Source organism: Telluria mixta (assembly GCF_029223865.1).
Lineage (GTDB): Bacteria > Pseudomonadota > Gammaproteobacteria > Burkholderiales > Burkholderiaceae_D > Telluria > Telluria mixta.
In genome coordinates this window covers 505745-528006 of sequence record NZ_CP119520.1, presented here as the reverse complement: position 1 = coordinate 528006, position 22262 = coordinate 505745, and the positions used below count along the sequence as shown (strand labels likewise).

Genomic DNA, 22262 nt, shown 5'->3' with positions numbered 1-22262 from the left:
CTGAATGGCGAGTAACAACGTAGCCCAATTTGCCACCGAACTGAAGATGCCTGCAGATTTGCTGCTGACGCAGCTGCGTTCTGCCGGCGTCGAGAAAAGTTCGACGTCAGATCCCTTGTCCAAGGATGATAAGGATAAGCTGCTGAACCATCTGCGCCGTACCCATGGCGCCGCCGAATCGGGCGAAAAGAAGAAGATCACGGTGACCCGCAAGGAAACTTCCGAGATCAAGCAGGCTGACGCGAGCGGCAAGTCGCGCACGATCCAGGTCGAAGTGCGCAAGAAGCGCACCTTCGTGCAGCGTGACGACCTCGTCACGCCGAAGGCGGCTGCCGAACAGGCGCCGGTGATCGACGCTGCCGAACAGGCACGTCGCGAAGAAGAGGCGCGCCGTCAGGCAGAGCTGATCGCGCGTCAGGAAGCGGAACTGCGCGAGAAGCAGGAACGCCTGGCCAAGCTCGAATCCGAAAAGGCCGAGCAGGCCAAGGCGGCCGAAGAGCTGGCCAAGCGCGACGCGGAAGAGCGCACCAGGCGCGAAGCCGCGGAAGCCGAGGCAGCGCGTGCCAACGAGGCGCAGAAAGCGTCGCAGGCGTCGGCCGGCGCTGCGAGCGCCGCCGAGGAAGCGAAGCGCGCCGCCGCCGAGGAAGCCAAGAAAGCGGCTGCCGAGGAAGCGAAGCGCAAGGCCGAAGAGGCCGCCAAGGAAGCCGCCGAACGCGCTGCCGCCACCGAGCGCGCACGCAAGGCCGTGGCCGATGAAGTCGCCCAGATCAAGGCGATGATGGCCCAGCCGCGCCGCGTGATCAAGGCGCCGGAAGTGGTGCCGGCTGCGAAGCCAAAAGCGGCCGAACCGAGCACGCTGCACAAGCCGGCAACGACGGCGAAACCGGCCGAAGCCAAGCCGGCCGACGGTGCCGGCGGCCGTGCCAAGCCGGGCGACAAGAAATCGATCAAGTCGGCCAACGTGGCCTCGACCTGGTCGGACGACAAGAAGCGCGGCGGTCCGAGCAGCGGTACGAAGGGTCGCGGCAACGCGGCGCCGACCGGCCGTGACGGCTGGCGTGCAGGCGGCGGCCGTGGCGGCCGTCGTGGCGGTCACGACGATCGCGAATCGAACTTCCAGGCGCCGACCGAGGCGATCGTCAAGGACGTCCACGTGCCGGAAACCATCACCGTGGCCGAACTGGCGCACAAGATGTCGGTCAAGGCATCCGAGGTCATCAAGCAGCTGATGAAGCTGGGCCAGATGTGCACCATCAACCAGGTGCTGGACCAGGAAACCGCGATGATCGTGGTGGAAGAAATGGGTCACAAGGCCTTCGCCGCCGCCGAGGACGATCCGGAAGCGCTGCTGGCCGACCAGGGCGAGCACGCCGAGTTCGAAGCCAAGCCGCGTGCACCGGTCGTGACCGTCATGGGCCACGTCGACCACGGTAAAACGTCGCTGCTGGACTACATCCGCCGTGCGAAAGTGGCTGCTGGCGAAGCCGGCGGCATTACCCAGCACATCGGTGCGTACCACGTGGACACCCCGCGCGGCATGGTCACCTTCCTGGATACCCCGGGCCACGAGGCGTTCACCGCCATGCGTGCCCGCGGTGCCAAAGCGACCGACATCGTCATCCTCGTGGTGGCGGCGGACGACGGCGTGATGCCGCAGACGAAGGAAGCGATCGCCCACGCGAAAGCGGCCGGCGTGCCCCTCGTCGTGGCGATCAACAAGATCGACAAGCAGGGTGCGAACACCGACCGCGTGACGCAGGAACTGGTCGCGGAAGGCGTCGTGCCGGAAGAATACGGCGGCGATTCGCCGTTCGTCCCGGTGTCGGCCAAGACCGGCCAGGGCATCGACGACTTGCTGGAGCAAGTGCTGCTGCAAGCCGAAGTGCTGGAACTGAAGGCGCCGGTGGAATCGCTGGCCCGTGGCCTGGTGGTCGAAGCCCGTCTGGACAAGGGCCGCGGCCCGGTCGCGACGATCCTCGTGCAGTCCGGCACCCTGAAGCGCGGCGACGTCGTGCTGGCGGGTTCGTCCTTCGGCCGCGTCCGTGCGATGCTGGACGAGAACGGCAAGTCGGTGACCGAAGCGGGTCCGTCCTTCCCGGTCGAGATCCAGGGCCTGACCGAAGTGCCGAGCGCCGGCGAAGAAGTCATGGTCATGGCGGACGAGCGCAAGGCGCGCGAGATCGCACTGTTCCGTCAAGGTAAGTTCCGCGACGTGAAGCTGGCCAAGCAGCAGGCAGCGAAGCTGGAAAACATGTTCGACCAGATGGCCGAAGGCGAAGTCAAGAACCTGCCGCTCATCATCAAGACGGACGTGCAGGGTTCGCAGGAAGCGCTGGTCGGCTCGCTGCAGAAGCTGTCGACGTCGGAAGTGCGTGTGCAGATCGTGCACGCGGCCGTCGGCGGCATCACCGAGTCGGACGTCAACCTCGCGACCGCGTCGAAGGCAGTCATCATCGGCTTCAACGCCCGTGCCGACGCCCAGGCGCGCAAGCTGGCCGAGACGAACGGCGTCGACATCCGTTACTACAGCATCATTTACGATGCGATCGACGAGATCAAGACGGCACTGTCGGGCATGCTGGCACCGGAGAAGCGCGAGCACGTCACCGGCCAGGTGGAAATCCGCCAGGTCATCCTCGTGTCGAAAGTCGGCGCGATCGCGGGCTGCCTGGTCACGGACGGCGTCGTCAAGCGTACCTCGTCGGTCCGCCTGCTGCGCAACAACATCGTCGTGTGGACGGGCGAGATCGACTCGCTCAAGCGCTTCAAGGACGATGCGAAGGAAGTGCGCGCCGGTCTGGAGTGCGGTCTGTCGCTGAAGAACTACAACGAGATCCAGGTGGGCGACACGCTGGAAGTGTTCGAAGTTCAGGAAGTGGCGCGTACGCTGTAATCGGACTCTCCTTCGATAGGAGTAGCATTGGGGCTGGCAAGCCTGCGCCGTGGCGCGGGCCGCTGGCCCCAAGTTTTTTATAAGTCGTAAACAACATGGCAAAACACAGCAAAAGCATTCCCCAGCGCGGCCTGCGTGTCGCCGACCAGATCCAGAAGGACCTGTCGGAACTGATCGCCTTCGAACTGAAGGATCCGCGCGTCGGCATGGTCACCATCAGCGAGGTCAAGCTGACCCCGGACTACGCGCACGCGAAGATCTATTTCACGCTGCTCAAGGACAGCCCGGAAGAGATCAAGCAGACCCTGGAAGGCCTGACCAAGGCGTCCGGCTACCTGCGCAACCTGCTCGGCAAGCGCCTGCACATCCACACGCTGCCGCAGCTTCACTTCGTGCACGACACGTCGACCAGCCGCGGCCTCGCGCTGTCGGCGCTGATCGACCAGGCGAACGCGACGCGGGCAAAAGACGATGTGGCCGACACCGGCCACATCGAAACTGATCGAGGGGTTACCGGCAACGACGTTGCCGAGGATTCCGAGTGAACGCGCGTCCTCCGAAAAAGCCCCGCGACCTCGTCGACGGGGTGCTCCTCATCGACAAGCCGGTCGGCCTGTCGTCCAACGATGCGCTGATCAAGGCGAAACGCGTCGTCAACGCGAAGAAGGCCGGCCACACCGGCACGCTGGACCCGTTCGCCACCGGCCTGCTGCCGCTGTGCTTCGGAGAAGCGACCAAGTTTTCGCAAGACCTGCTGGAAGCGGACAAGACGTATGACGCCGTCGTCCACCTGGGCATCACGACGACCACCGGCGATACCGAAGGCGACGCTGTCCAGACGCGCCCGGTCGATGTGACGGTCGAGCAGATCGAGGCCGCACTGGCCAAGTTCCGCGGCCCCATCCTGCAGATCCCGCCGATGTACTCGGCCCTGAAGCGCGACGGCAAGGCGTTGTACGAATACGCGCGCGAAGGGATCACCCTGGAGCGCGAGGCCCGTCCCGTCACGATCCACAAGCTCGAGATGCTTGCGTACGACGCGCCGATGCTCACCATCCGCGTCACGTGCAGCAAGGGCACGTACGTGCGCGTGCTGGGCGAGGACATCGGTGCCGAGCTCGGCTGCGGCGCGCACCTGAATGCGCTGCGCCGGATCCAGGTGGGCAGCCTGACGGTCGACGGCATGGTGACCCTGGAACAGTTGCAGGCGCACGACAATCCGCTGTCGCTGCTGGCACCCGTGGATGCGCTGCTGTCGAGCTTCCCGCGCGTCGATCTCACGCAAGAGCTGGCCGCCCGCTTCCTCAACGGCCAGCGCCTCGCACTGAACCGCGAACCGGTGACACTGCCGGAGACGCAGGGCAGGGTGCGCGTGTACCACGACGACAAGCTGCTGGGTACGGCGATCCTGCAGGAGTATGGCGTGCTCGCGCCGGAACGGCTGATCGCCAGACCGCAGGGCTGAAGTGCTTGCTTTGATGGCAACATTGCGCCATCATCAAGGGATGCAATCGACCGACTCCATCCGCACCGAAGCGCAACTGGCCGGCCGGACCACCGGCGCGATGTTCTTTTTCGTATCCGGCGCCGGACTCATCCTGTGGCGCAGTGCCGCCTGAGCACTGCGCGCCTGACGTCATCGTCATTCAACATTTCGCCGTTATTCTGGCGATGCAGGCCGCTGCGGTGCAGCAGGGGCCTGTAAGCGTGCTATACTAGTGGGTTCCGGAAGTCCAAAGTCTCGAGCTCTTCCGCCCATCACGCAACATTTCACTGTTGAAAACGCATATGTCAGACACCAAACGCGCGATTCGTAATATCGCAATCATCGCCCACGTTGACCACGGCAAGACCACCCTGGTGGACCAGCTGCTGCGCCAATCCGGCACTTTCCGTGAAAACCAGGCGGTCGACACCCGCGTGATGGACTCGAACGACCTCGAGAAGGAACGCGGCATTACGATTCTGTCGAAGAACTGCGCCGTCGAATACGAAGGTACGCACATCAACATCGTCGACACCCCGGGCCACGCCGACTTCGGCGGCGAGGTCGAGCGCGTGCTGTCGATGGTCGACTCCGTGCTGCTGCTGGTCGACGCCCAGGAAGGCCCGATGCCGCAGACCCGCTTCGTCACGCGCAAGGCGCTGGCGCTGGGCCTGAAGCCGATCGTCGTCGTCAACAAGATCGACCGTCCGGGCGCACGCGCCGACTGGGCGATCAACCAGACGTTCGAACTGTTCGACAAGCTGGGCGCCAACGACGAGCAGCTGGACTTCCCGATCGTCTACGCCTCGGGCCTGAACGGCTACGCCGGCATGGATGAAAGCGTGCGCGGCGGCGACATGAAGCCGCTGTTCGACGCCATCCTGAAATACGTGCCGGTGCGTGACGACAACCCGGACGGCCCGCTGCAGATGCAGATCACCTCGCTGGACTACTCGTCCTACGTGGGCAAGATCGGTATCGGCCGTGTCAACCGCGGCCGCGTCAAGCCGGGCATGGACGTGCTGGTCGTGAACGGCCAGGACGACAAGAACCCGATCAAGGGCCGCATCAACCAGGTGCTGAACTTCAAGGGCCTGGAGCGCGTGCTGGTCGATGAAGCCGTCGCCGGCGACATCGTGCTGATCAACGGTATCGAAGACATCGGCATCGGCGTGACCGTGACCGCCGTCGATACCCCGGAAGCGCTGCCGATGCTGACCGTCGACGAGCCGACCCTGACGATGAACTTCATGGTCAACAACTCGCCGCTGGCCGGCCGCGAAGGCAAGTTCGTCACCAGCCGCCAGCTGCGCGACCGCCTGGACCGCGAACTGAAGTCGAACGTGGCGCTGCGCGTGCTGCCGACCCCGGACGACACCGTGTTCGAAGTGTCGGGCCGTGGCGAGCTGCACCTGACCATCCTGCTGGAAAACATGCGTCGCGAAGGCTTCGAGCTGGCCGTGTCGCGTCCGCGCGTCGTCTTCAAGGAGATCGACGGCGTCAAGTGCGAGCCGTACGAAAACCTGACCGTCGACGTCGAGGAAGTCAACCAGGGCGGCGTGATGGAAGAACTGGGCCGCCGTCGTGGCGACCTGCAGAACATGGAATCGGACGGCAAAGGCCGCGTCCGTCTGGAATACCGCATCCCGGCCCGTGGCCTGATCGGCTTCCAGGGCGACTTCATGACCCTGACCCGCGGCACCGGCCTGATGAGCCACGTGTTCGACGCCTACTCCCCGGTCGACAACGGCAAGGGCGAACTGGCCGGCCGCCGCAACGGCGTGCTGATCTCGCAGGATGACGGCCAGGCCGTCGCCTACGCACTGTGGAAGCTGCAGGACCGCGGCCGCATGTTCGTCGAGCACAACACCCCGGTGTACGAAGGCATGATCATCGGCATCCACTCGCGTGACAACGACCTGGTCGTCAACCCGATCAAGGGCAAGCAGCTGACCAACGTGCGCGCGTCGGGTACCGACGAAGCCGTGCGCCTGGTACCGCCGATCCAGATGTCGCTGGAATACGCCGTCGAGTTCATCGAGGACGACGAGCTGGTCGAGATCACGCCGAAGAGCATCCGCCTGCGCAAGCGCCACCTGAAAGAGCACGAGCGCAAGAAGGCCAGCCGCGAAGCCGCATAAGCCTTCGCCGCACCCACGAAAACCCGCTGCTTGCAGCGGGTTTTTTTATGGCTCAGGAATCCATCGATTTGGCTCGGCGGGCAAGGACAAAACGATGTGGTTATTGCATGGGAAGGAATAACATTATTTCCACTTAATTGACTTCCAATTAAGGCAAAAGCGGTCCCGACGCTGCCGTCCCGATTGGCCACAAGCTGCAGAGGATCCGAAGCGGACGCGCGGGGAAGCCCGAAGAGATTCCGTCGATCACAATAACACTGGAGATACCATGAAACTGCTGAAACAACTGACCGTCGTTGCTGCCCTGTCCTCGATCGCTTCGTACGCATCGGCCCTGACCCCGATCGCCGACGCCGAACTGTCCAAGGTCTCGGGCCGTGACGGTGTGTCGATCGCCGCTGACCTGCATGTGAACATCGGTTCGTTCGTCTACACGGACACCGATACCGCAGGTGGTTCGGTGAGCTTCAACAACATCAAGATCGCCGGTGCAATCGCTGCAACCATCGACATCATCAACAACGCCACGTTCCAGGCCGACGCCAGCGCAGCGTCGGGCGCATCGAGCGTCCTGGGCGTGACCGGCGGCACGGGCCTGGCTGCCTTCATGCCGGCTGGCGACGTCGTCAAGATCGCCATCCCGCTGATCGACACCAACAAGAACCTGAGCATGTCGGTTGACTCGATCAAGATGGGCAACTCGAGCGCTTCCTACGGTTCGTTCGCCGCCAACGACATCAAGCTGCAAGGCACCACCGTCTACATCTGGGCGCACTAAGCGGCTCGGGTTGGGTGATGGACGGCCCGCGGGCTTGCCCCGGGCCGTTTTTTTGACCTCGTTTTTTCGGGTTCGATCAATGCGCACCACGCTCGCCGCTTCGTTGTTGGCACTCTCGCTGTTGCCCTGCGCGGCATCGGCCCAGATGCGCCCGATGTCCGACACCGAACTGTCCACAGTCAGCGGCCAGGGCCTGTTCACGGTCAGTAATTCCAGCTACAGCGGTTTCGATTTCACCCGCATCAGCCTCGATGCCGACGTCACGCTGAACGCCAACCTCTACAACATGCGCCTGGGCGAGTATACGTACGCGCCGCGCAACGGGTCCGGCGCCGACCTCGACATCAGCGCGCTGCAGTTCGGCCGCACCGACGCTTCCGCGGCGCAGCGGCTCGTGCAGATCACCAATCCCTATTTCGAATTCGTTTATAAAAACACCGGCACCGGCAGCCAGCGCGAGATCGTCGGCATGCGCCTCGGCTTCGACGGCATCTCCGGCGACATCGGCACGAAGATCGCCACACTGTCCGGCTCCGTGCGCATCGACGCGGGCGCAGCCGGCATCATCGACAGCATGAACGACGCCGGCGGCGGCAAGCGCTGGGACGGCACGTGCACGGGCTGCACGCCGCTGGCCAACGTGGGCGGCGTCACGGCGGGCGACGCGAACGGACCGAGCCGCGATTTCTGGATCGCGATCCTCAAGCAACCCGTGCAATTCCAGGCCGCGGCCGGCATGCCCGCACTGACTGAGGCGCAGGCCGGCATCTGGCTGAACTGGCGCGACAAGCTGACCGCGCTGAACCTCACCGGCACCGTGCCGGTCAATAACGCGGCGGGGCATTGATGCGCGCCGTCGCCGCCATCCTCTTGTCCGCACCGGCGCTGGTCGCCGCGCTCGAGCCGCTGCCGGACAGCGCGCTCGCCAAGGTCGCAGGCCGCGACGGCATGAGTTTCAACCTGTCGAATTTCGCCATGTCGGGCAACGCCGAGCTGCGCTATTACGCGCCGGGTGGCGGCAGCATCGGCATCGGCAACGTGGCCGCGTCGCGATCCGACAACACGGATGCGCCGTTCGCCGATCCGTACCGGCTCGATATCATCGCGGGCGGTGCGGGCCGCGCCGACATCATCAACATCGCCTTTCCGGAGAACGCGGCCGGACGCGAAGTCTGGCAGGTCGCCTACGACTTCGGCGTGAATGCCGGCGGCTTCGACGTGAAGAACGGCAGCGTGATCCTGAAGGATCTCGTGTACTACGGCGGCGGCCTGCAGTGGTCGACGCCGGCCGTGGGCGACGGTCTCGCCTTCGGCCTCGCCGCGCGCATCGACCTCGGCAGCCTGACGCTCGCGCCGAACGGCCGCGAGGCGACGGGCGAGGCGATGGTGCTGTCCAACGTGAAGATCGGCGCCGCGACGGCGGATGGTGCCGCGCCGACGGCGCCGTGGCGCATCGCCGACGTGACGAACCAGGCCGGCATCTTCAATGCGCGCACGGATGCGGCAGGCAATTCCAGCCTGCACATCGGCGTCAACTGGCCCGACGCGGACCAGGCGGCACCGAGCGGCACGCTGCAGATCGGGAACATCAGCTTCCGCAGCGACGCGGGCGCGAACATGGACCTGGGCAGCTCGCGCATCGGGTCCATCCAGTTGCAGTACCTCGACGTCAAGTTCCGCCAGTGAGCCCGCGCCGACTCGTCCTCCTTGCCATCCTGTTGCTCTGCACGGCGCGATGTGCGCTGGCGGAACCGCAGCCTTTGGCCGACGAAGAACTCGCGCAGGTGCGCGGCGCCGACGGCATCAGCTTCGCCGTGCGCCTGCAGCTCAATCGGCCGGGCGACGGCAGCACAGGCGACAGCCGTCTTACCATCGGCCAGACAGTCGACGGCCGCACGACGTACACGGTCTTGAAAAACATCGGCGGCGTGATCCAGATGGTGGGCCTGAACATCAGCCCGCAGACGGCCGCGGACGGCACGAACTATCTCGCCTTGACGCTGCCGGCGTGGACGAAGTTCACGGACACCGGCTTCGATTCGCTCAGCGTGCAGGCCGATCCGCGCGGGCCCGTCACGCAGAGCCTCGGCCAGGTCACCCTGAACGGCGAGTTGCAGATGCAGGGCCAGTTGCGCCTGTGGTCCCATTGACGGCCTGCTGTCCATGGGCGTTCAGCCGGTCCTGCTGGAATTCGCCGGGCGCCTTGCCGAACCAGCGCAGGCAGGCGCGGTGGAAGGCGCTGGGGTCGGCGAAACCCAGCTTGTAGCTGAGGTTCTTGACGCTGATGCGGTCGCTGCCCAGGTATTGCTGCGCGATCGTGCGGCGCACCTCGTCGACGAGCGTGGAAAAGTCAGTGCCCTCGTCCGCGAGGCGGCGCTGCAGGGTGCGCTCGCTGATCGCGAGGCGCCGCGCGACGGCATCGCGCAGCGCGCCGCCCTGGTCGATCATCGCCGGCAGCAGCTCGCGCACGCGCGCGGCCACGCTCGTCCGCTCGGCCTGCGCGAGGCGTTCGTCGAGCAGGCGGAACAAGCCTTCCGCCGCGAGCGGGTTCGCGGTGGGGATGGGGGCCGTGATGTCGGCATTGGCGAATTCGAGCGCGTTGGCGGGCGCGCCGAAACGCACGGGGCAGCCGAACCACCGCGCGTACGGCGCCGTGTCGAGCGGGGCCGGATACGCGTATTCAACGAGGGCCGGCTTCAGGTCGGGCTTGCTGCCGACGAAGCGCATCGTGGCCAGCAGCAGGTTCCAGGTGAAGTCGTAGCGCGCCTGCGGCACGGAGCGCGCGCCGCCGACGAGGTTCAGGCCCACGCGCACGCGGTCGGCCTTCGGCTCGATCGTGGCGCGCACGACGGGCGACACGAGCGGCATGTAGCGCGTCAGGCTGTCCGCGGCCTGGCGCAGAGTGGGGGAGGCGAGCATCAGGTGGCCCAGTACACCGAGCCAACTGAGCGGGTCCGGGGCGAACACGCGAAATCCGATCAGGGGATCGCCGCTGGCGGCCGCGAGGCTTTCCCACAAGGTGCTGAACTGGTCGGACAACGCGAGCAGGTCGGCCGCGCGCTGTCCTTGCGCGCCGTGCTCGAACCATTCGAGGTTGGCCTTGGCGAACAGGGCGTCCACGTCCATGCCCTCGGCGCCGAGGCAGGCCTTGATGCGTTGCACCACGTCCGTGGCGGACAGGTACTTCACGCTGGCGACCGCGTACGTGCGGACGCGTCCTGCGCTGGTCTCATGCTTGGTCTCCTTACTCATTTATCGAGTGGCCCCGGGTTCTTGTGCTCGGGTGCTTTTTTATTATGTGTGCATGCGAAATCGCAACGCTGCGGAAAATGATCTCGTCTTTATCAAAAAGCGATCATTTTCGGCAAGCAAGATTTTCAAATTGATGCAACGCAAACCCGGTGGTTTGCGAAGGTCAGGCGCGTGCCTGCTGGCGTGCCCGGGCGGGCGTGATGCCGTACGCGGCCGCGAAACAGGCCGTCATGTGACTCTGGCTGTTGAACCCGCATTGCGCCGCAACACGGGCGATCGAGAAGCTGGTGCGGGTTAACAATTCATGGACCCGTTCGAGGCGTAAACGCAACACATAGCGGTGCGGCGTCATCCCCATCGCTTCCTGGAAGATGCGGCGGAAGTGCGATTCCGACACGCCCGCGCGCTCGGCCAGTTCGGCGTTGGACAGCTCGCTCGACAGGTTTTGCCCGATCCATTCCAGTACGCCCTGCAGGCGGCCGAGCTGGAGGGCGTCCGGCGGCAGGTGCCGGCCCGTCTTGCCCTCCAGCACGCGGCACGTCTGCTCGATCATCAGGGAGCAGGCCCTTTCGACGAAGCCCGTGTTGGGCGTGCTGCTGCGGGCGACCTCGGCCAGCAGCTGCTGGGCGGCCGCATGCACGAGCGGGTCGGAAAAGGTGGGCGACTTGGCGCGCGCGGCCAGCAGGCGCTGCAGGTGGCGCACCATCTCGTGGTCCGGGTCGAGGAAGTGGAACATCGCCATGTCGATCGCGCCGAAGAACGTCCAGCGGCTGGCGAAGCCGGGCTGGAACACCGTCGCGGCGCCGGCCAGGAAGTCGAACGAACGGCCAGGACTGCGCCCGGCCGTGGCCCGCGCGCCGCCCAGGTGGCAGGCCAGCACCAGTGAATCGAGCGGCGGTACCTGGCAACCGCCCAGCTGGAAGATGTAGCGTTCGGCCCGCAGCGGAACACCGCCGATCTCCACGCTGGTGACCGGCTCGCCCAATGCATTGCTGATCCTGTCCCAAGTGTGCACGGTGCCCCAATCGAATGAGCGGTTTTTTATAAAAACGATAGCGTTTTATAACATCCGCCAGCCGTGCCTGCATCCAAAATATAGAAAAAGTGCAATAACCGTGGCCAAAACACCACGTTGGGATGCATGAAAAATCCGCCATCCGGACGCCACGAAAGCGTACGGAGCCGGGACACAAGGGGCTGCATGAAGCGCCCCAGGGAGACATCATGTACACATTCCTGCTGGGGATCCTCGCGGTCCTCGTGGGCGGCGGCGGCGTGCTGGCCAAGCACGACGTGGAGGACCGTCCGCTCGACCATTTCGACCTGCCGACGACCATGTCCGTGGCCGCGGCCGGCATTCCGAACGTGTCGATGGAGCCGTTCTCCGAGCTCAAGTACAAGAACATCGTCCACCAGGCCTACGACTACAGCTGCGGCTCCGCGGCGCTCGTCACGATCCTCAAGTACCACCTGGGCATCGATGTCACCGAGCAGCAGTCGATGGAGGGCATGATGGCCTTCGGCGAGAAGGACAAGATCATCGAGCGGCGCGGCTTTTCCCTGCTCGACATGAAGCGCTACCTCGCCTCGATCGATGTGCAGAGCGCGGGCTTCCACGCCGAGATGTCGGACCTGCTCACGCTCGATTCGCCGGGCATCGTGCCGATCGATTACGCCGGCTTCAAGCACTTCGTCGTGCTGCGCGGCGTGCGCGGGGGCCTCGTGTTCCTGGCCGACCCGTCGGCCGGCAACATCACGTTCTCGGTCGAGGAATTCGCCACGCTGTGGGACCGCAACACGCTGTTCATCGCCTACCCGCCGAAGAACCGGCCGCCCGCCTTGAAGCTCGCGCTGGCCGACGACGAACTGGGCGTGGTCGACATGGACCGCATCCGCGACCGCGGCCTGCAGCGTCCCATCGACACGCAGGTGGCGAACGAACGCCTGCTGAACGGTTTCGGCGGCATCTCGATCCGCAAACAATAGACCCATCACGAAGGACCACCATGAAGATTTCCACTATGTCGGCATCGGCATCGGCGCTGGCTTGCACCTTCCTGCTCGCCCAGCTGCCGGCGCAGGCCCAGGACACGGCCAGTTCCTCGACGCTGAACTCCGCGACGACGGGTACGCCGCCCGCGACCTCGGAAGCCGTGCGCGACGCGCTGGCGAAGAAGGAGGGCGATGCCGACAACACGTCGCTGCTGAAGGAAACGCTGACCGCGGTCGACAAGCAGTACTCGCTGATCCGCAAGGGCAAGGTCCAGGTGAACTACGAGCTGGGCTACACGTACATCGGCCAGGAAAAGATCAACACCGACCTGTCGTCCGGCACCGCCACGCTGTTCTCGATCGAAAACACGAACTCGCACACGATCACCAACACGATCATGACGGACTACGGCGTGCTCAACAACCTGACCGCCAACGTCACCGTGCCCCTGATCAGCCGCTACTCCGATTCCGGCGGCTTCTCGGGCGTCTCGCACACGATCGGTGACCTGGGCGTGGGCGTGCGCTGGCAGCCGCATGAGGTCAAGCGCGACGAGGTCGCGTACACGATCACGGGCAACATGCGCCTTGCGACGGGCACGAGTCCGTACAAGGTCGACGTGCAGAAGGGCGTGGCGACGGGCTCCGGCGTCAACACCTTCAACATCGGCGCCAACATGACGCGCATCGTCGATCCGGTCGCGCTGTTCGGCTCCTTCAACGTGGGCTACAGCCTGGCGGCGAAGCACCTGAACCAGAACCTCTACGGCGCCACCCTGCGCGAAGTGAAGCCGGGCGCCAGCTTCGGCTTCGGCCTCGGCTTCGCGTACGCGCTGTCGTACAAGATCACGACGTCGTTCTCGTTCCAGGAATCGATCCAGGCCCGCTCCACGCTCACGTTCGACAACGGCAACAAGGGGCAGACGCAGACCCAGAGCGCGGGCATCCTGGCGATCGGCGCGGGCTACCGCATGTCGCCCAAGACCACCGTCAACGTGACGGTCGGCGCCGGCCTCACGGCGGCCGCGCCGAACCTGTCGCTCACGATGAGCCTGCCGTTGTCGCTGTGAGGCCGCTGCCATGACCGCCGCGCCGTCACCGATCGTCCTGCTTGCCGTGGCCGGCCTGGCCGCGGCGCTGGCGCCGGCCGCCCATGCGGGCGTCACCGACAACCTCGTCACGAGCCCCACCGCGATGGCGATGGGGAATGCGGTGACGGCCGACCCGCCCGGGATCGAATCGATCCACTTCAACCCGGCCGGTCTCGCGCGCCTGGAGGGCACGCATCACATCGATTCCGTGTTCGTGGCGACGATCCGCAACCCGAACCGTTTCGTGTCGGCGCCCGACATGGACATCGGCGGCTTCAAGGACGATCCGATCAACGGCAAGTCGAGCGGGCCGGTGCGCCAGGCCCTCTACATCCCGTTCTATGGCGTCCCCAAGGCGCGGCTGCCGGGCGTGCTGGTGCCGAGCATGGGCATGGCGTACAACGCGCCCGGTTCGCGCTGGACGTTCGGCACGAACGTCTACCTGGCGGCCGCGATGAGTATCGACCGCACCAAGGATCCGGACGATCCGGCGCGCTTCGACGGCCGCCTGGTCCAGCTGCAGCGCCTCGTGTACCTGTCGCCGGCGGCCGCGTACAAGGTGTCGGACACGCTGAAGATCGGCATCTCGGTGCCGATCGCGTATTCCGCGTTCGCCATCAACACCGACTTCCGCGCTCCCAACAAGCTGCTGGGCACCGTGGGCCAGCTGCAGAAGGCCGTCTGCCCGGACGGCAACGGCACCGTGATCGACACGCTGACCTTCGGCCTGTGCGGCGGCGGTCCGGAAGGCATGGTCAACCCGTTCAAGCGGGCCGCCAACATCGACTTCGACCTGCGCGCGTCGTTCGACCCGACCGTCAACATCGGCGTGCTGTGGGAGCCGAAGAAGTGGTTCGCGCTGGGCCTCGTGTACCAGGGCGGCACGCGCACGACCTACACCGGGTCGTACACGTTCCACAGCGACCCGATGCTGCGCAGCTTCGTGCGCGGGCTGAATTCGAGCCTGCTCGGCCCCATCGTCGGCGCCGTCACCGGCATGCCGCAGGATATCCCCGAATACCAGCACGGGAACATGACGGCCCGGATCCCGTTCCCGTGGCGCGTGCAGGCGGGCATGAAGCTGATGCTGACGGATTACGTGCAGCTGAACGCGGACGTCAGCTACGCCGACTGGGCGCAGTGGAACCAGCTGACCTTCGAATTCGACGAGAGCATCAAGCTGCTCGAGATGGCGCGCCTGTTCGGCTACGCGAATTCGCGCCAGGCGACGTTCAACATGGGCTTCCGGAGCGTCGTCAACTACAGCTTCGGCACGCAGTTCAACATCACGAAGAAGCTCGCGCTGCGCTTCGGCTACGAACCGCGCAAGAGCTCCATCCCGGGCAACCAGATGAGCCTTCTCGCGCCGCTGCCCGATACGAAACTCAAGAGCGTCGGCGTGCGCTACCGCTTCGACGACGGCGGCGAAGTCAACCTGACGGGCAGCTACATGAAGGGCTCGTACAACATCCCCGCGCGCAGCGACTGCAATCTCAATTGCGACAATTTCTTCAACCTGATCTACAACCCTTACGCGGCCACCACGGTGTCCGGCAGCCTGATCGTGAAATACGCGGGCGCCTCGTACACGCGGCCGTTCTAACTGGAGATGACGATGTTCCGATCGATGTGGATGACGATGGCGTTCGGTGCGGGCGTCGGCCTGGCCGGGGGCGCGCACGCGGAGGGCATGGCCGGCGTGCCGCCCGCCAAGCAGGCGCTCGTGCAGCGCGTGCTGGACAAGATGGGGCTGGAATCCGTCGGCCTGCAGATGCTGCAGGCGCCGGTGGCCGACATGCTGCGCCAGTCGCGCGTGGTGGTGCAGAGCCGCGTCCCGGCCGACAAGCAGGACGCGACGATGAAGGACATCACGGCGGAGGCGACGAAGTTCGTCGAGACGGAAGCCCCGGCGCTGCGTACGAGCACGCACGCGATCGTGCAGTCCAGCGTGGCGCCGCTGCTCGCGCAGAAGTTCAGCGAGGACGAGCTGAAACAGCTGGCCGGCATTCTCGAATCGCCCGTGCTGGCCAAGTTCGAGAGCGTCGTGCCGGAGATGAAGAAAGCCGTCGGCGAGAACGTGGCCAAGGCGAACGCCGCGCAGATCCAGCCGAAGATGACTGAGCTGCAGAACCGCGTGGGCCTGAAGTTGCGCGCGGCGGCCGGGCAATAACGATCACTACGGAAGGAGGCGGGGATGAGCGACTGGATGACAGGCAGTACCCACAGGTCCCGGCTGGGCCAGATCCTGATCGAGAAGAAGCTGATCTCGCAGGAACAGCTGGATGCGGCAATCCGCGCGCAGGAACAGAGCGGACGCCGGCTGGGCGAGATCCTGGCCGACATGAAGCTGATCACGCAGGCGCAGGTCCGCGGCGCCGTGCGGCGCCAGCGCAGCCTGCGGATGGCGGCGGCGCTGGCGACCGCATTGCTTGGGCCATTGCACGCCTACGCGGCGGTGGCGGCGGCGCCGGCGGCGGCCGTGTCCACACGGATGCCGGGCGAAAGCGGACGCGAAGGCGGGCGGGAATTCGGCCGCGGCATGCGTGCGTTGTCGGACGAGGAACTCGGGGAGGTGACGGCCCAGGGCCGGAAGGACGATCAATTGAGCGACGTGCTGCGCGACCAGGCCCGCCAGGCGGAGCTGCGCCTGATCGCCATGGCGGCGCAGGGCGGCCAGCATGGGCTGCAGACGGCCGTGCAGCACGCGTTGCCGAACGACGGCGTGCGCGTGCTGGGCGAACTGGCGACGGTATTCAATCCGCTCGCCATGCTGCTGTCGGCCGACACGACCGTGCGAGACGTCAGCTACGACCCGGCCAATTCGCACGCGACCTTGAACAAGGACGGCTCGATCACCTTGCGCCTGCCCAGCACGATCGGCGAGATCAGCTTCCGCAACATCCGCGTGGGCAGCCATCCGGGACCGACGTTCGGCAGCATCGAGATCCACGACATCGACCTGCGCGGGACGACGATCAGCGTCAAGCCGATCGGTCACTGAAAAACAAAACGCCCCGCTCGAATGCGGGGCGTCCGAAGGCCTGGCGCAGGGCTCAGCGCAGGCCGAGCAGGGCGAGCACGCGGTCCCGGCTGACGCCGACGAGCGCCGACGTCAGGGCGATCAGCGATTCGTAGTCCGTGCTGGCGGCGACCTTGTTGAAGTCTTCGACCGCGATCGTCATGTCCGGCGGCGGCGGCGCGGCATCCGCCACCTGGGCGCTGGCGGCCTGCAGGGCGGCACTGGCGGCGGCCTGCGAGCGGTGCACGCGTTCCAGCGCCTGGACCACTTCGCGCAGGCTCTGGCGCAGCGCGTCGGCATTGCCGGTTTCCGCGCTGACGTTCCACTGCTGGGGCGCCAGGTTCGCCGGCACTTCATCGGTGGTGACGCGGCCGCGGCCGCTCACGGCGATGCTGTCCTTGACGGACGACCAGTTCGCTTCCGGCGTCGTGAACACCAGTTCGCCGTTCTCGTCCAGGCTCGCGTGCACGCCCATCGGGGCGAGGGCGCGGTCGAGGGCGCGGGCGATCTGCTGGTTCGACTGGTCGGGCTCGATGTTGACGCCCATCTGCGGACCGCCGGCGCTGCCGACCGAGAACGAGATGGTCTGCGGCGCGCTCTTCCTGACGCTCTCGATGTCGAGGCCGCGGATGCGGAAGCGCTGCGTGGCCGGCCTGGTCGAATAATTCAGGTTGCTGTCGACGCTGCCGCCGCCGTTCTTCTTGCGCCCGGCCAGCGTCTGGGCGAGCTGGCGCGCGTGGACTTCGAGCTGCAGGCGTGAACCGTTGCGGGTGCCGGCCAGCTTGGCCGTCAGTTCGCCCTTCAGCGCCTCGAGCTGGTTCGCCACGCGTTCGAGGTAGTCGAGCGCCTGCTGGGCGCCCGCCACCTGGTCCTGCAGGTTGCTGGCGATCCTCGCCGCGCTGCCATTGGTGCGCAGCGGCGCCGCGGACGCCGCGGAAGATGCCGCCGCGTTCGCCGACGTGTCGTCGACGGATTCGGTGGAGCGGGTCGGAACGAGCCGGGACGAGGCATTCGCCCGGGTGCCGAGGGTGCCGCCGGTTGCGCCGGCGTTCGTGGGGCGTAATGTGGTATCCATGACGATCAGATCACCGAGAACAGGGACAGGGAGCCGATCTTGCCATAGGCCTTGTAGCTGGCCTCGAGCGCCGTCTGGTAGCCGTTCAGCTCGATGGCCGCGGTGCCGACGTCAAGCTGGCCGATGTCGAGGATCGCCGTCTGGTTCGACAGGCTGACGTTCTCGTGGTTGGCGTCGATCGTCCTGAGGACGTTCTGCTGGCCGCCGATGACGGCGACCTTGCCGGAAACGAGATTCAGCGCATCGTCGAAACCTGTCAGGTTGGCTTGCAGGACGCTGCGCACGGCAGGGTCGTTGGGGCTGACCGTGCTGCCCGACAGCGTGCTGATCGTCTTGTCGAGCTGGTTCAGCAGTTTTTCCAACCCGTTGATGTTCTGGTTCGCCACCTGGGTGATGCCATTGCCCACCACCACCAGTTGGTCATTCGTGTTACCCGCATAGCTGAAGCGCGAACCGAGCGGGGCGGATGCATTGTAGGTGATCGGTGCCGTGTCGGTCACGGTGCCGGAAAACACGTAGCGGCCTTCCTGGTCGACCGTATTGGCCGAGTACATCAGGCTGTCGCGCAGCGAGGTCAGCGGGGTGACCATGGCGTTCAAGTCCTGCGAGGTGTTCGAACCGTCCAAGGCCCACACGAGCAGGTCGCGACCCGGGCCCATGTCGTTGACCATGTTCTGCAGGTAGCCTTCGTTCTTCGTGAGCCGTTCGTTGATCGCGGCGATGTTGCTGCGATACTGCGTGATGCCGGCTTCTTCGCGCTTGAGGCGCGACAGGCGCACGCTGTCGACCGGATCGTCCGACGGCAGCTGGATGCGATTGCCGTTGGCCATCTGCTGCGTCACATAGCTGACGCGCTCCTGGTTCAGCTCGAGCGACTGGGTCATCATCGCCTGGTATTGGCTGGTGGCGATACGCATGCTTCTCTCCTTTAGCCCATCATCTGCAAGGTGGCGTCGAACAGCGCGTTCGCGACGGACATCACCTTCATGTTGGCCTGGTACATGTTCTGGTATTCGACGAGATGCACGGCTTCCTCGTCCTGGTTCACGCCGCTCGTCGATTGCCAGTCCGCGACGGCCTGGTCGCGCATCGTCTGCGCGGTCTTGAGCGCGCCCTTGTTCTGCTGGCTGTCGACGGCGAGGCGGCCGACGAGCTGGGTGTCGGCGTCGCTGATGAGCACCGTGCCGATCTTCGCCATCGTGATCGTCTGGCTCTTGATGGCGACCAGTTGTTGCAGGTTGCCGGTGTCGCCCGGCTTGCCGTCGCCGGAAAACGCGAGGTCCGACGTCTGGTAGCCGTCCGCCACCTGCAGCATGTTCGACGTGCTGCCCGGGTTGTAGACGAACAGCGGCTTGCCGGCCGAGCCGTCCATCGCATACCCGGCCTGGAGCTGGGTGTTGACCTTGTCGGCGATCTGCTGCGCCATCTCGGCCACGCCCTGCTGCAGCGGCAGCAGCGTGTCCTGTTCATAGACCGACAGGCCGCCCAGTTGGCCGCCGGCCCTGGTCGTGTCGAGTTCGAACTTCGTGCCGGCGAACGTCAGGCTGAAGGTCTGCGCGGCGCCGCCGCTGACGGACAGCTTGCCGGGGACGCCGCCCAATACCAGCGACTGGCCGGTCTTGAGCGACACGTTGCGGGTGCCGTCCGGCTGGTCGCTGACTTCCAGGCCCATCTGGCTCGCCAGGCTGTCGATGGCCTGGTCGCGCGCGTCGATCAGGGCCGACGGATTGCTGCCGGTGGCGTTGGCGTTCGCGATCTGGGCGTTCAGCGACGCGATCGACGCGATCGTCGTATTGGCCGAGTCGACCAGTGCGCTGCGCTGCTGGCGCACCGATTGCAGCTGGGCGTTGTAGACGTTGTTCATGCTGTTGAAGCGCTGGGCCAGCAGGCCGGCGGCGGTCACCACCTGCTGGCGCAGCGGGGTCGACGTCGGGTCGACGCCGGCCACCGAGTTCAATGCCGCGAAGAAGCCGTCCACGCCGCTCGACAGGCTGGCGGTGTCGTCGCCCATCACCTTTTCCAGCTGGGTCAGATAGGGCTGGGTCTGCGAATGCGTACCCAGGTCCGACGCGCTGCGCCACATCTGCTGCGTCTTGTAGCTGTCGGAGAACCGCATCAGCTCGGTCACGCGCACGCCGTTGCCGGCCTGGCTCGAACCGGCTGCCGGCGCAACCGCGCTCAGCAGGGCCGACTGGCGGGTGTAACCCTTGGTCTGCAGGTTGGCGATGTTCTGGCTGCTGGCGGACAGGGCCAGTTGCGAAGCGACTGCTCCGGACAGGGCGTTGTTCAGGATGCTCATGGGGCGAAGCCTTCTTGTGCGTGGTCAGTAATGACAGGCGACCGTTCAGCTCGTTTTATTAAGCGGTGCGGGCAGGATCTGACGCAAAATCGCGTCGGCGACGCCGAAGGCACGCTGTTGTGCCATGTTCCCGGCCAACATGTTGTCCACCATATCCGTCATGTCCTGGTTGACGCGGTCCTTGGTCGGGCTGTCGTCCGGCGCGATCGAGCGCGTGCTCTCGCGCATCTGATGCAGCATGTGCGAGATGAAAAAGCTTTCGAATTCGACGGCGGCCTTTGTCGCTTTGGCAACATAAGCCTTGTCCAGCGCTGCCGCGGTATCGACCGCCGGAGCGACCTTGTCCTCGCCCGTGGCCGGGTCCGGCTGCTCCGGACCGATTGCGTTGGCGTTGTTCAGCATCAGATCACCACCAGTTCGCCTTCGATCGCGCCGGCCTGGTCGAGGGCCTGCAGGATCGCCATGATGTCGTCGGGAGAAGCGCCGAGGCTGTTGACCGTGTCGATGATGGTCTGCAGGCGGGCGCCGGGGGGCCAGTGGAACATCTGGCCCGAGCCCTGGTCGACGGAGACCTTCGATTGCGGCGTGACCTGCGTCTGGCCCCTGGAGAACGGTCCCGGCTGGCTGACGGCCGAGCTTTCCGAGATCACGACCTTGAGCGAGCCGTGGGTCACGGCGGCCGATTTCACGCGCAGGCCGTCCGAAATCACGACGGTGCCGGTGCGCGAATTGAACACGACCTTGGGCACTTCCTCGCCGGCTTCCACCGGCATGTTTTCCAGCTTGGCGACGAAGGCGACGCGTTCGGTCGGATTCGTCGGCGCCACGACCTCGACGCTGGTGCCGTCGGCGGTGGTCGCGACCTGGCCGAAGCGGCGGTTGATCGCGTTCACGACGTTGGTCGCGGTGTCGAAGTTCGGATGGCGCAGGCGCAGCAGCACGGCCGGGCGGGTGGCGAAATCGGTCGGGATCTCGCGCTCGACCATCGCACCGTTCGGGATGCGGCCGCCGGTCGGCGTGTTGACCGTCACCGACGAGCCGCTCTTGCCGGACGCCGACAGGCCGCCGACGACGAGGTTGCCCTGGGCCAGCGCATAGACTTCGTTGTCGGCCGCGCGCAGCTGGGTCAGCAGCAGGGTGCCGCCGCGCAGGCTTTTCGCGTCGCCCAGCGACGAGACGGTCACGTCGATCTGCTGCCCGCGGCGGTAGCCGGGCGGGAACACGGCCGAGACCATGACGGCGGCCACGTTCTTGTTCTTCGCTTCCTCGCCGTCCGGCAGCTTGACGCCGAACTGCTTGAGCATGTTGACGACCGACTGGCTCGAGTATTTCACCTGCGTCGAATCGCCGCTGCCGTTCAGGCCGACGACGAGGCCGTAGCCCACGAGCGGGTTCTCGCGCACGCCTTCCACGCTGGCGAGGTTGCGCAGCGGCTGGGTACGGGCGAGGATGGCCGCGTCGGGACTGACCGACGCGGTCTTCACGGCGGGGGCGGCGAACGCTGGCAGCGCCAGCAGCGCGGCCAAGGCCAGGGAAGCGAAACGTAAGGTTTGGGTCATTGCGTCCTCAGAAGGGCATGAACGGACCGGTGAAGAACCGGGTCAGCCAGCCGGGGGAATTGGCTTCGGCCAGCGTGCCCTGGCCGGAATAGGCGATGCGGGCATTGGCCACGCGCAGCGACGACACCTGGTTCTCGTTGTCGATGTCCGCGGCGCGCAGGTAACCCTTGATGCGCACATATTCCTCGCCCTGGTTCAGCTGCAGGCGCTTTTCGCCGGCCACGCGCAGGAGGCCGTTCGGCAGCACTTCCTGCACGAGCACGGTGATCGCGCCGGTCAGCGCATTCTGCTGGGTGCTGGTGGCGTCGCCGTTGAAGCTGCGATCGGCCGAGAGGTCGAGGCCGGTGCGGCCGAAGGTCTTGCCGAGCGCGCTGATCGGCGTCACGGAAGCGGACGAGCCCTTGCTGAAGCTGGTCCCGGCCTTCTTGCTGGCCTGGGTCGTTTCCTGCAGGAGAACGGTGACGACATCGCCCACGCGGAACGCGCGCGCGTCCGAGGTCAGCGAGACGGTATCGGCGCTGAACACGCCGCCCCCGACGCCGGCGCGCGCCGCCTGCGCTTTCGGCAGGGCGAGGGCGTCGTCCACGGGGGCGGGGTTGTTCAGGGGGACGCGTGAGGCGCATCCGGTCAGCACGAGGCTGGCCGCCATCCCGGCGGCGAGGGCGAAGCGTTTCATG

Annotated in this window: 21 protein-coding genes; 13 read left to right on the top strand and 8 right to left on the bottom strand. The window is 65.8% G+C overall.

Going from position 1 to position 22262, the window contains the following annotated elements:
* Positions 1–4: 4 nt before the first annotated feature.
* From infB to P0M04_RS02340, 8 genes are all read left to right on the top strand, one after another.
* Positions 5–2893: a translation initiation factor IF-2 gene (gene infB / locus P0M04_RS02375; RefSeq protein WP_259448931.1), complete on the top strand. Its 2889-nt coding sequence runs from the start codon at positions 5–7 to the stop codon at positions 2891–2893.
* 95 nt (positions 2894–2988) lie between these two features.
* A complete protein-coding gene (gene rbfA / locus P0M04_RS02370; protein WP_259448932.1) occupies positions 2989–3438 on the top strand; it encodes a 30S ribosome-binding factor RbfA in 450 nt (149 codons plus the stop codon).
* Positions 3435–4358, top strand: a complete 924-nt coding sequence (gene truB, locus P0M04_RS02365) for a tRNA pseudouridine(55) synthase TruB (RefSeq protein WP_259448933.1) — start codon at positions 3435–3437, stop codon at positions 4356–4358. Before rbfA ends, truB begins: the two co-directional genes overlap by 4 nt.
* Before the next feature lie 323 nt (positions 4359–4681).
* A complete protein-coding gene (gene typA / locus P0M04_RS02360) occupies positions 4682–6520 on the top strand; it encodes a translational GTPase TypA (protein WP_056123327.1) in 1839 nt (612 codons plus the stop codon).
* Positions 6521–6788: 268 nt separating this feature from the next.
* On the top strand, positions 6789–7298 hold the full coding sequence (locus tag P0M04_RS02355; RefSeq protein WP_105380713.1) for a DUF6160 family protein: 510 nt from the start codon (positions 6789–6791) through the stop codon (positions 7296–7298).
* Positions 7299–7377: 79 nt separating this feature from the next.
* A complete protein-coding gene (locus tag P0M04_RS02350; protein WP_259448934.1) occupies positions 7378–8145 on the top strand; it encodes a hypothetical protein in 768 nt (255 codons plus the stop codon).
* Complete coding sequence (locus P0M04_RS02345; RefSeq protein ID WP_259448935.1) at positions 8145–8984, top strand: hypothetical protein; 840 nt, start codon at positions 8145–8147, stop codon at positions 8982–8984. Before P0M04_RS02350 ends, P0M04_RS02345 begins: the two co-directional genes overlap by 1 nt.
* Complete coding sequence (locus tag P0M04_RS02340) at positions 8981–9448, top strand: hypothetical protein (protein ID WP_259448936.1); 468 nt, start codon at positions 8981–8983, stop codon at positions 9446–9448. The genes P0M04_RS02345 and P0M04_RS02340 overlap by 4 nt, the downstream gene beginning before the upstream one ends.
* Here P0M04_RS02340 and P0M04_RS02335 read toward each other — a convergent pair.
* Both P0M04_RS02335 and P0M04_RS02330 read right to left on the bottom strand, forming a co-directional pair.
* On the bottom strand, positions 9393–10550 hold the full coding sequence (locus P0M04_RS02335; RefSeq protein WP_259448937.1) for an AraC family transcriptional regulator: 1158 nt from the start codon (positions 10548–10550) through the stop codon (positions 9393–9395). The two genes, P0M04_RS02340 and P0M04_RS02335, sit on opposite strands and share 56 nt — an antisense overlap.
* A gap of 163 nt (positions 10551–10713) precedes the next feature.
* The gene (locus P0M04_RS02330; RefSeq protein ID WP_259448938.1) at positions 10714–11565 is read right to left on the bottom strand and encodes a helix-turn-helix domain-containing protein; all 852 of its coding nucleotides are present in this window, start codon (positions 11563–11565) and stop codon (positions 10714–10716) included.
* Positions 11566–11774: 209 nt separating this feature from the next.
* Here P0M04_RS02330 and P0M04_RS02325 point away from each other — a divergent pair, with 209 nt between their 5' ends.
* Genes P0M04_RS02325 through P0M04_RS02305 form a run of 5 tightly spaced genes read left to right on the top strand, consistent with a single transcriptional unit; the run spans position 11775 to position 16634 of the window.
* Positions 11775–12536 (top strand): C39 family peptidase, encoded by a 762-nt coding sequence (locus P0M04_RS02325; RefSeq protein ID WP_259448939.1) that lies wholly within the window; start codon positions 11775–11777, stop codon positions 12534–12536.
* A 20-nt stretch (positions 12537–12556) separates the two neighbouring features.
* Positions 12557–13612, top strand: a complete 1056-nt coding sequence (locus P0M04_RS02320; RefSeq protein ID WP_259448940.1) for a transporter — start codon at positions 12557–12559, stop codon at positions 13610–13612.
* Between the two features lie 10 nt (positions 13613–13622).
* Positions 13623–15236 (top strand): OmpP1/FadL family transporter, encoded by a 1614-nt coding sequence (locus P0M04_RS02315; RefSeq protein WP_259448941.1) that lies wholly within the window; start codon positions 13623–13625, stop codon positions 15234–15236.
* 12 nt (positions 15237–15248) lie between these two features.
* A complete protein-coding gene (locus P0M04_RS02310) occupies positions 15249–15803 on the top strand; it encodes a DUF2059 domain-containing protein (protein ID WP_259448942.1) in 555 nt (184 codons plus the stop codon).
* A 24-nt stretch (positions 15804–15827) separates the two neighbouring features.
* Positions 15828–16634 carry a cyclic di-GMP-binding domain-containing protein, MshE-related gene (locus P0M04_RS02305; protein ID WP_259448943.1) on the top strand — a complete coding sequence of 269 codons (807 nt, stop codon included), beginning with the start codon at positions 15828–15830 and terminating at the stop codon, positions 16632–16634.
* Between the two features lie 52 nt (positions 16635–16686).
* Here the strand turns inward: P0M04_RS02305 and P0M04_RS02300 are convergent, their stop codons facing one another.
* The 6 genes from P0M04_RS02300 to flgH are packed head-to-tail and all read right to left on the bottom strand — an operon-like array spanning position 16687 to position 22261.
* Complete coding sequence (locus tag P0M04_RS02300) at positions 16687–17727, bottom strand: hypothetical protein (RefSeq protein ID WP_259448944.1); 1041 nt, start codon at positions 17725–17727, stop codon at positions 16687–16689.
* Positions 17728–17732: 5 nt separating this feature from the next.
* On the bottom strand, positions 17733–18644 hold the full coding sequence (flgL, locus tag P0M04_RS02295; RefSeq protein ID WP_259448945.1) for a flagellar hook-associated protein FlgL: 912 nt from the start codon (positions 18642–18644) through the stop codon (positions 17733–17735).
* A gap of 11 nt (positions 18645–18655) precedes the next feature.
* On the bottom strand, positions 18656–20026 hold the full coding sequence (flgK, locus tag P0M04_RS02290) for a flagellar hook-associated protein FlgK (RefSeq protein WP_259448946.1): 1371 nt from the start codon (positions 20024–20026) through the stop codon (positions 18656–18658).
* A 45-nt stretch (positions 20027–20071) separates the two neighbouring features.
* Positions 20072–20428, bottom strand: a complete 357-nt coding sequence (locus P0M04_RS02285) for a rod-binding protein (RefSeq protein WP_259448947.1) — start codon at positions 20426–20428, stop codon at positions 20072–20074.
* Complete coding sequence (locus P0M04_RS02280) at positions 20428–21585, bottom strand: flagellar basal body P-ring protein FlgI (protein WP_259448948.1); 1158 nt, start codon at positions 21583–21585, stop codon at positions 20428–20430. The genes P0M04_RS02285 and P0M04_RS02280 overlap by 1 nt, the downstream gene beginning before the upstream one ends.
* A 7-nt stretch (positions 21586–21592) precedes the next feature.
* Positions 21593–22261, bottom strand: a complete 669-nt coding sequence (flgH, locus tag P0M04_RS02275) for a flagellar basal body L-ring protein FlgH (RefSeq protein ID WP_259448949.1) — start codon at positions 22259–22261, stop codon at positions 21593–21595.
* Between the last annotated feature and the right edge of the window lies 1 nt (position 22262).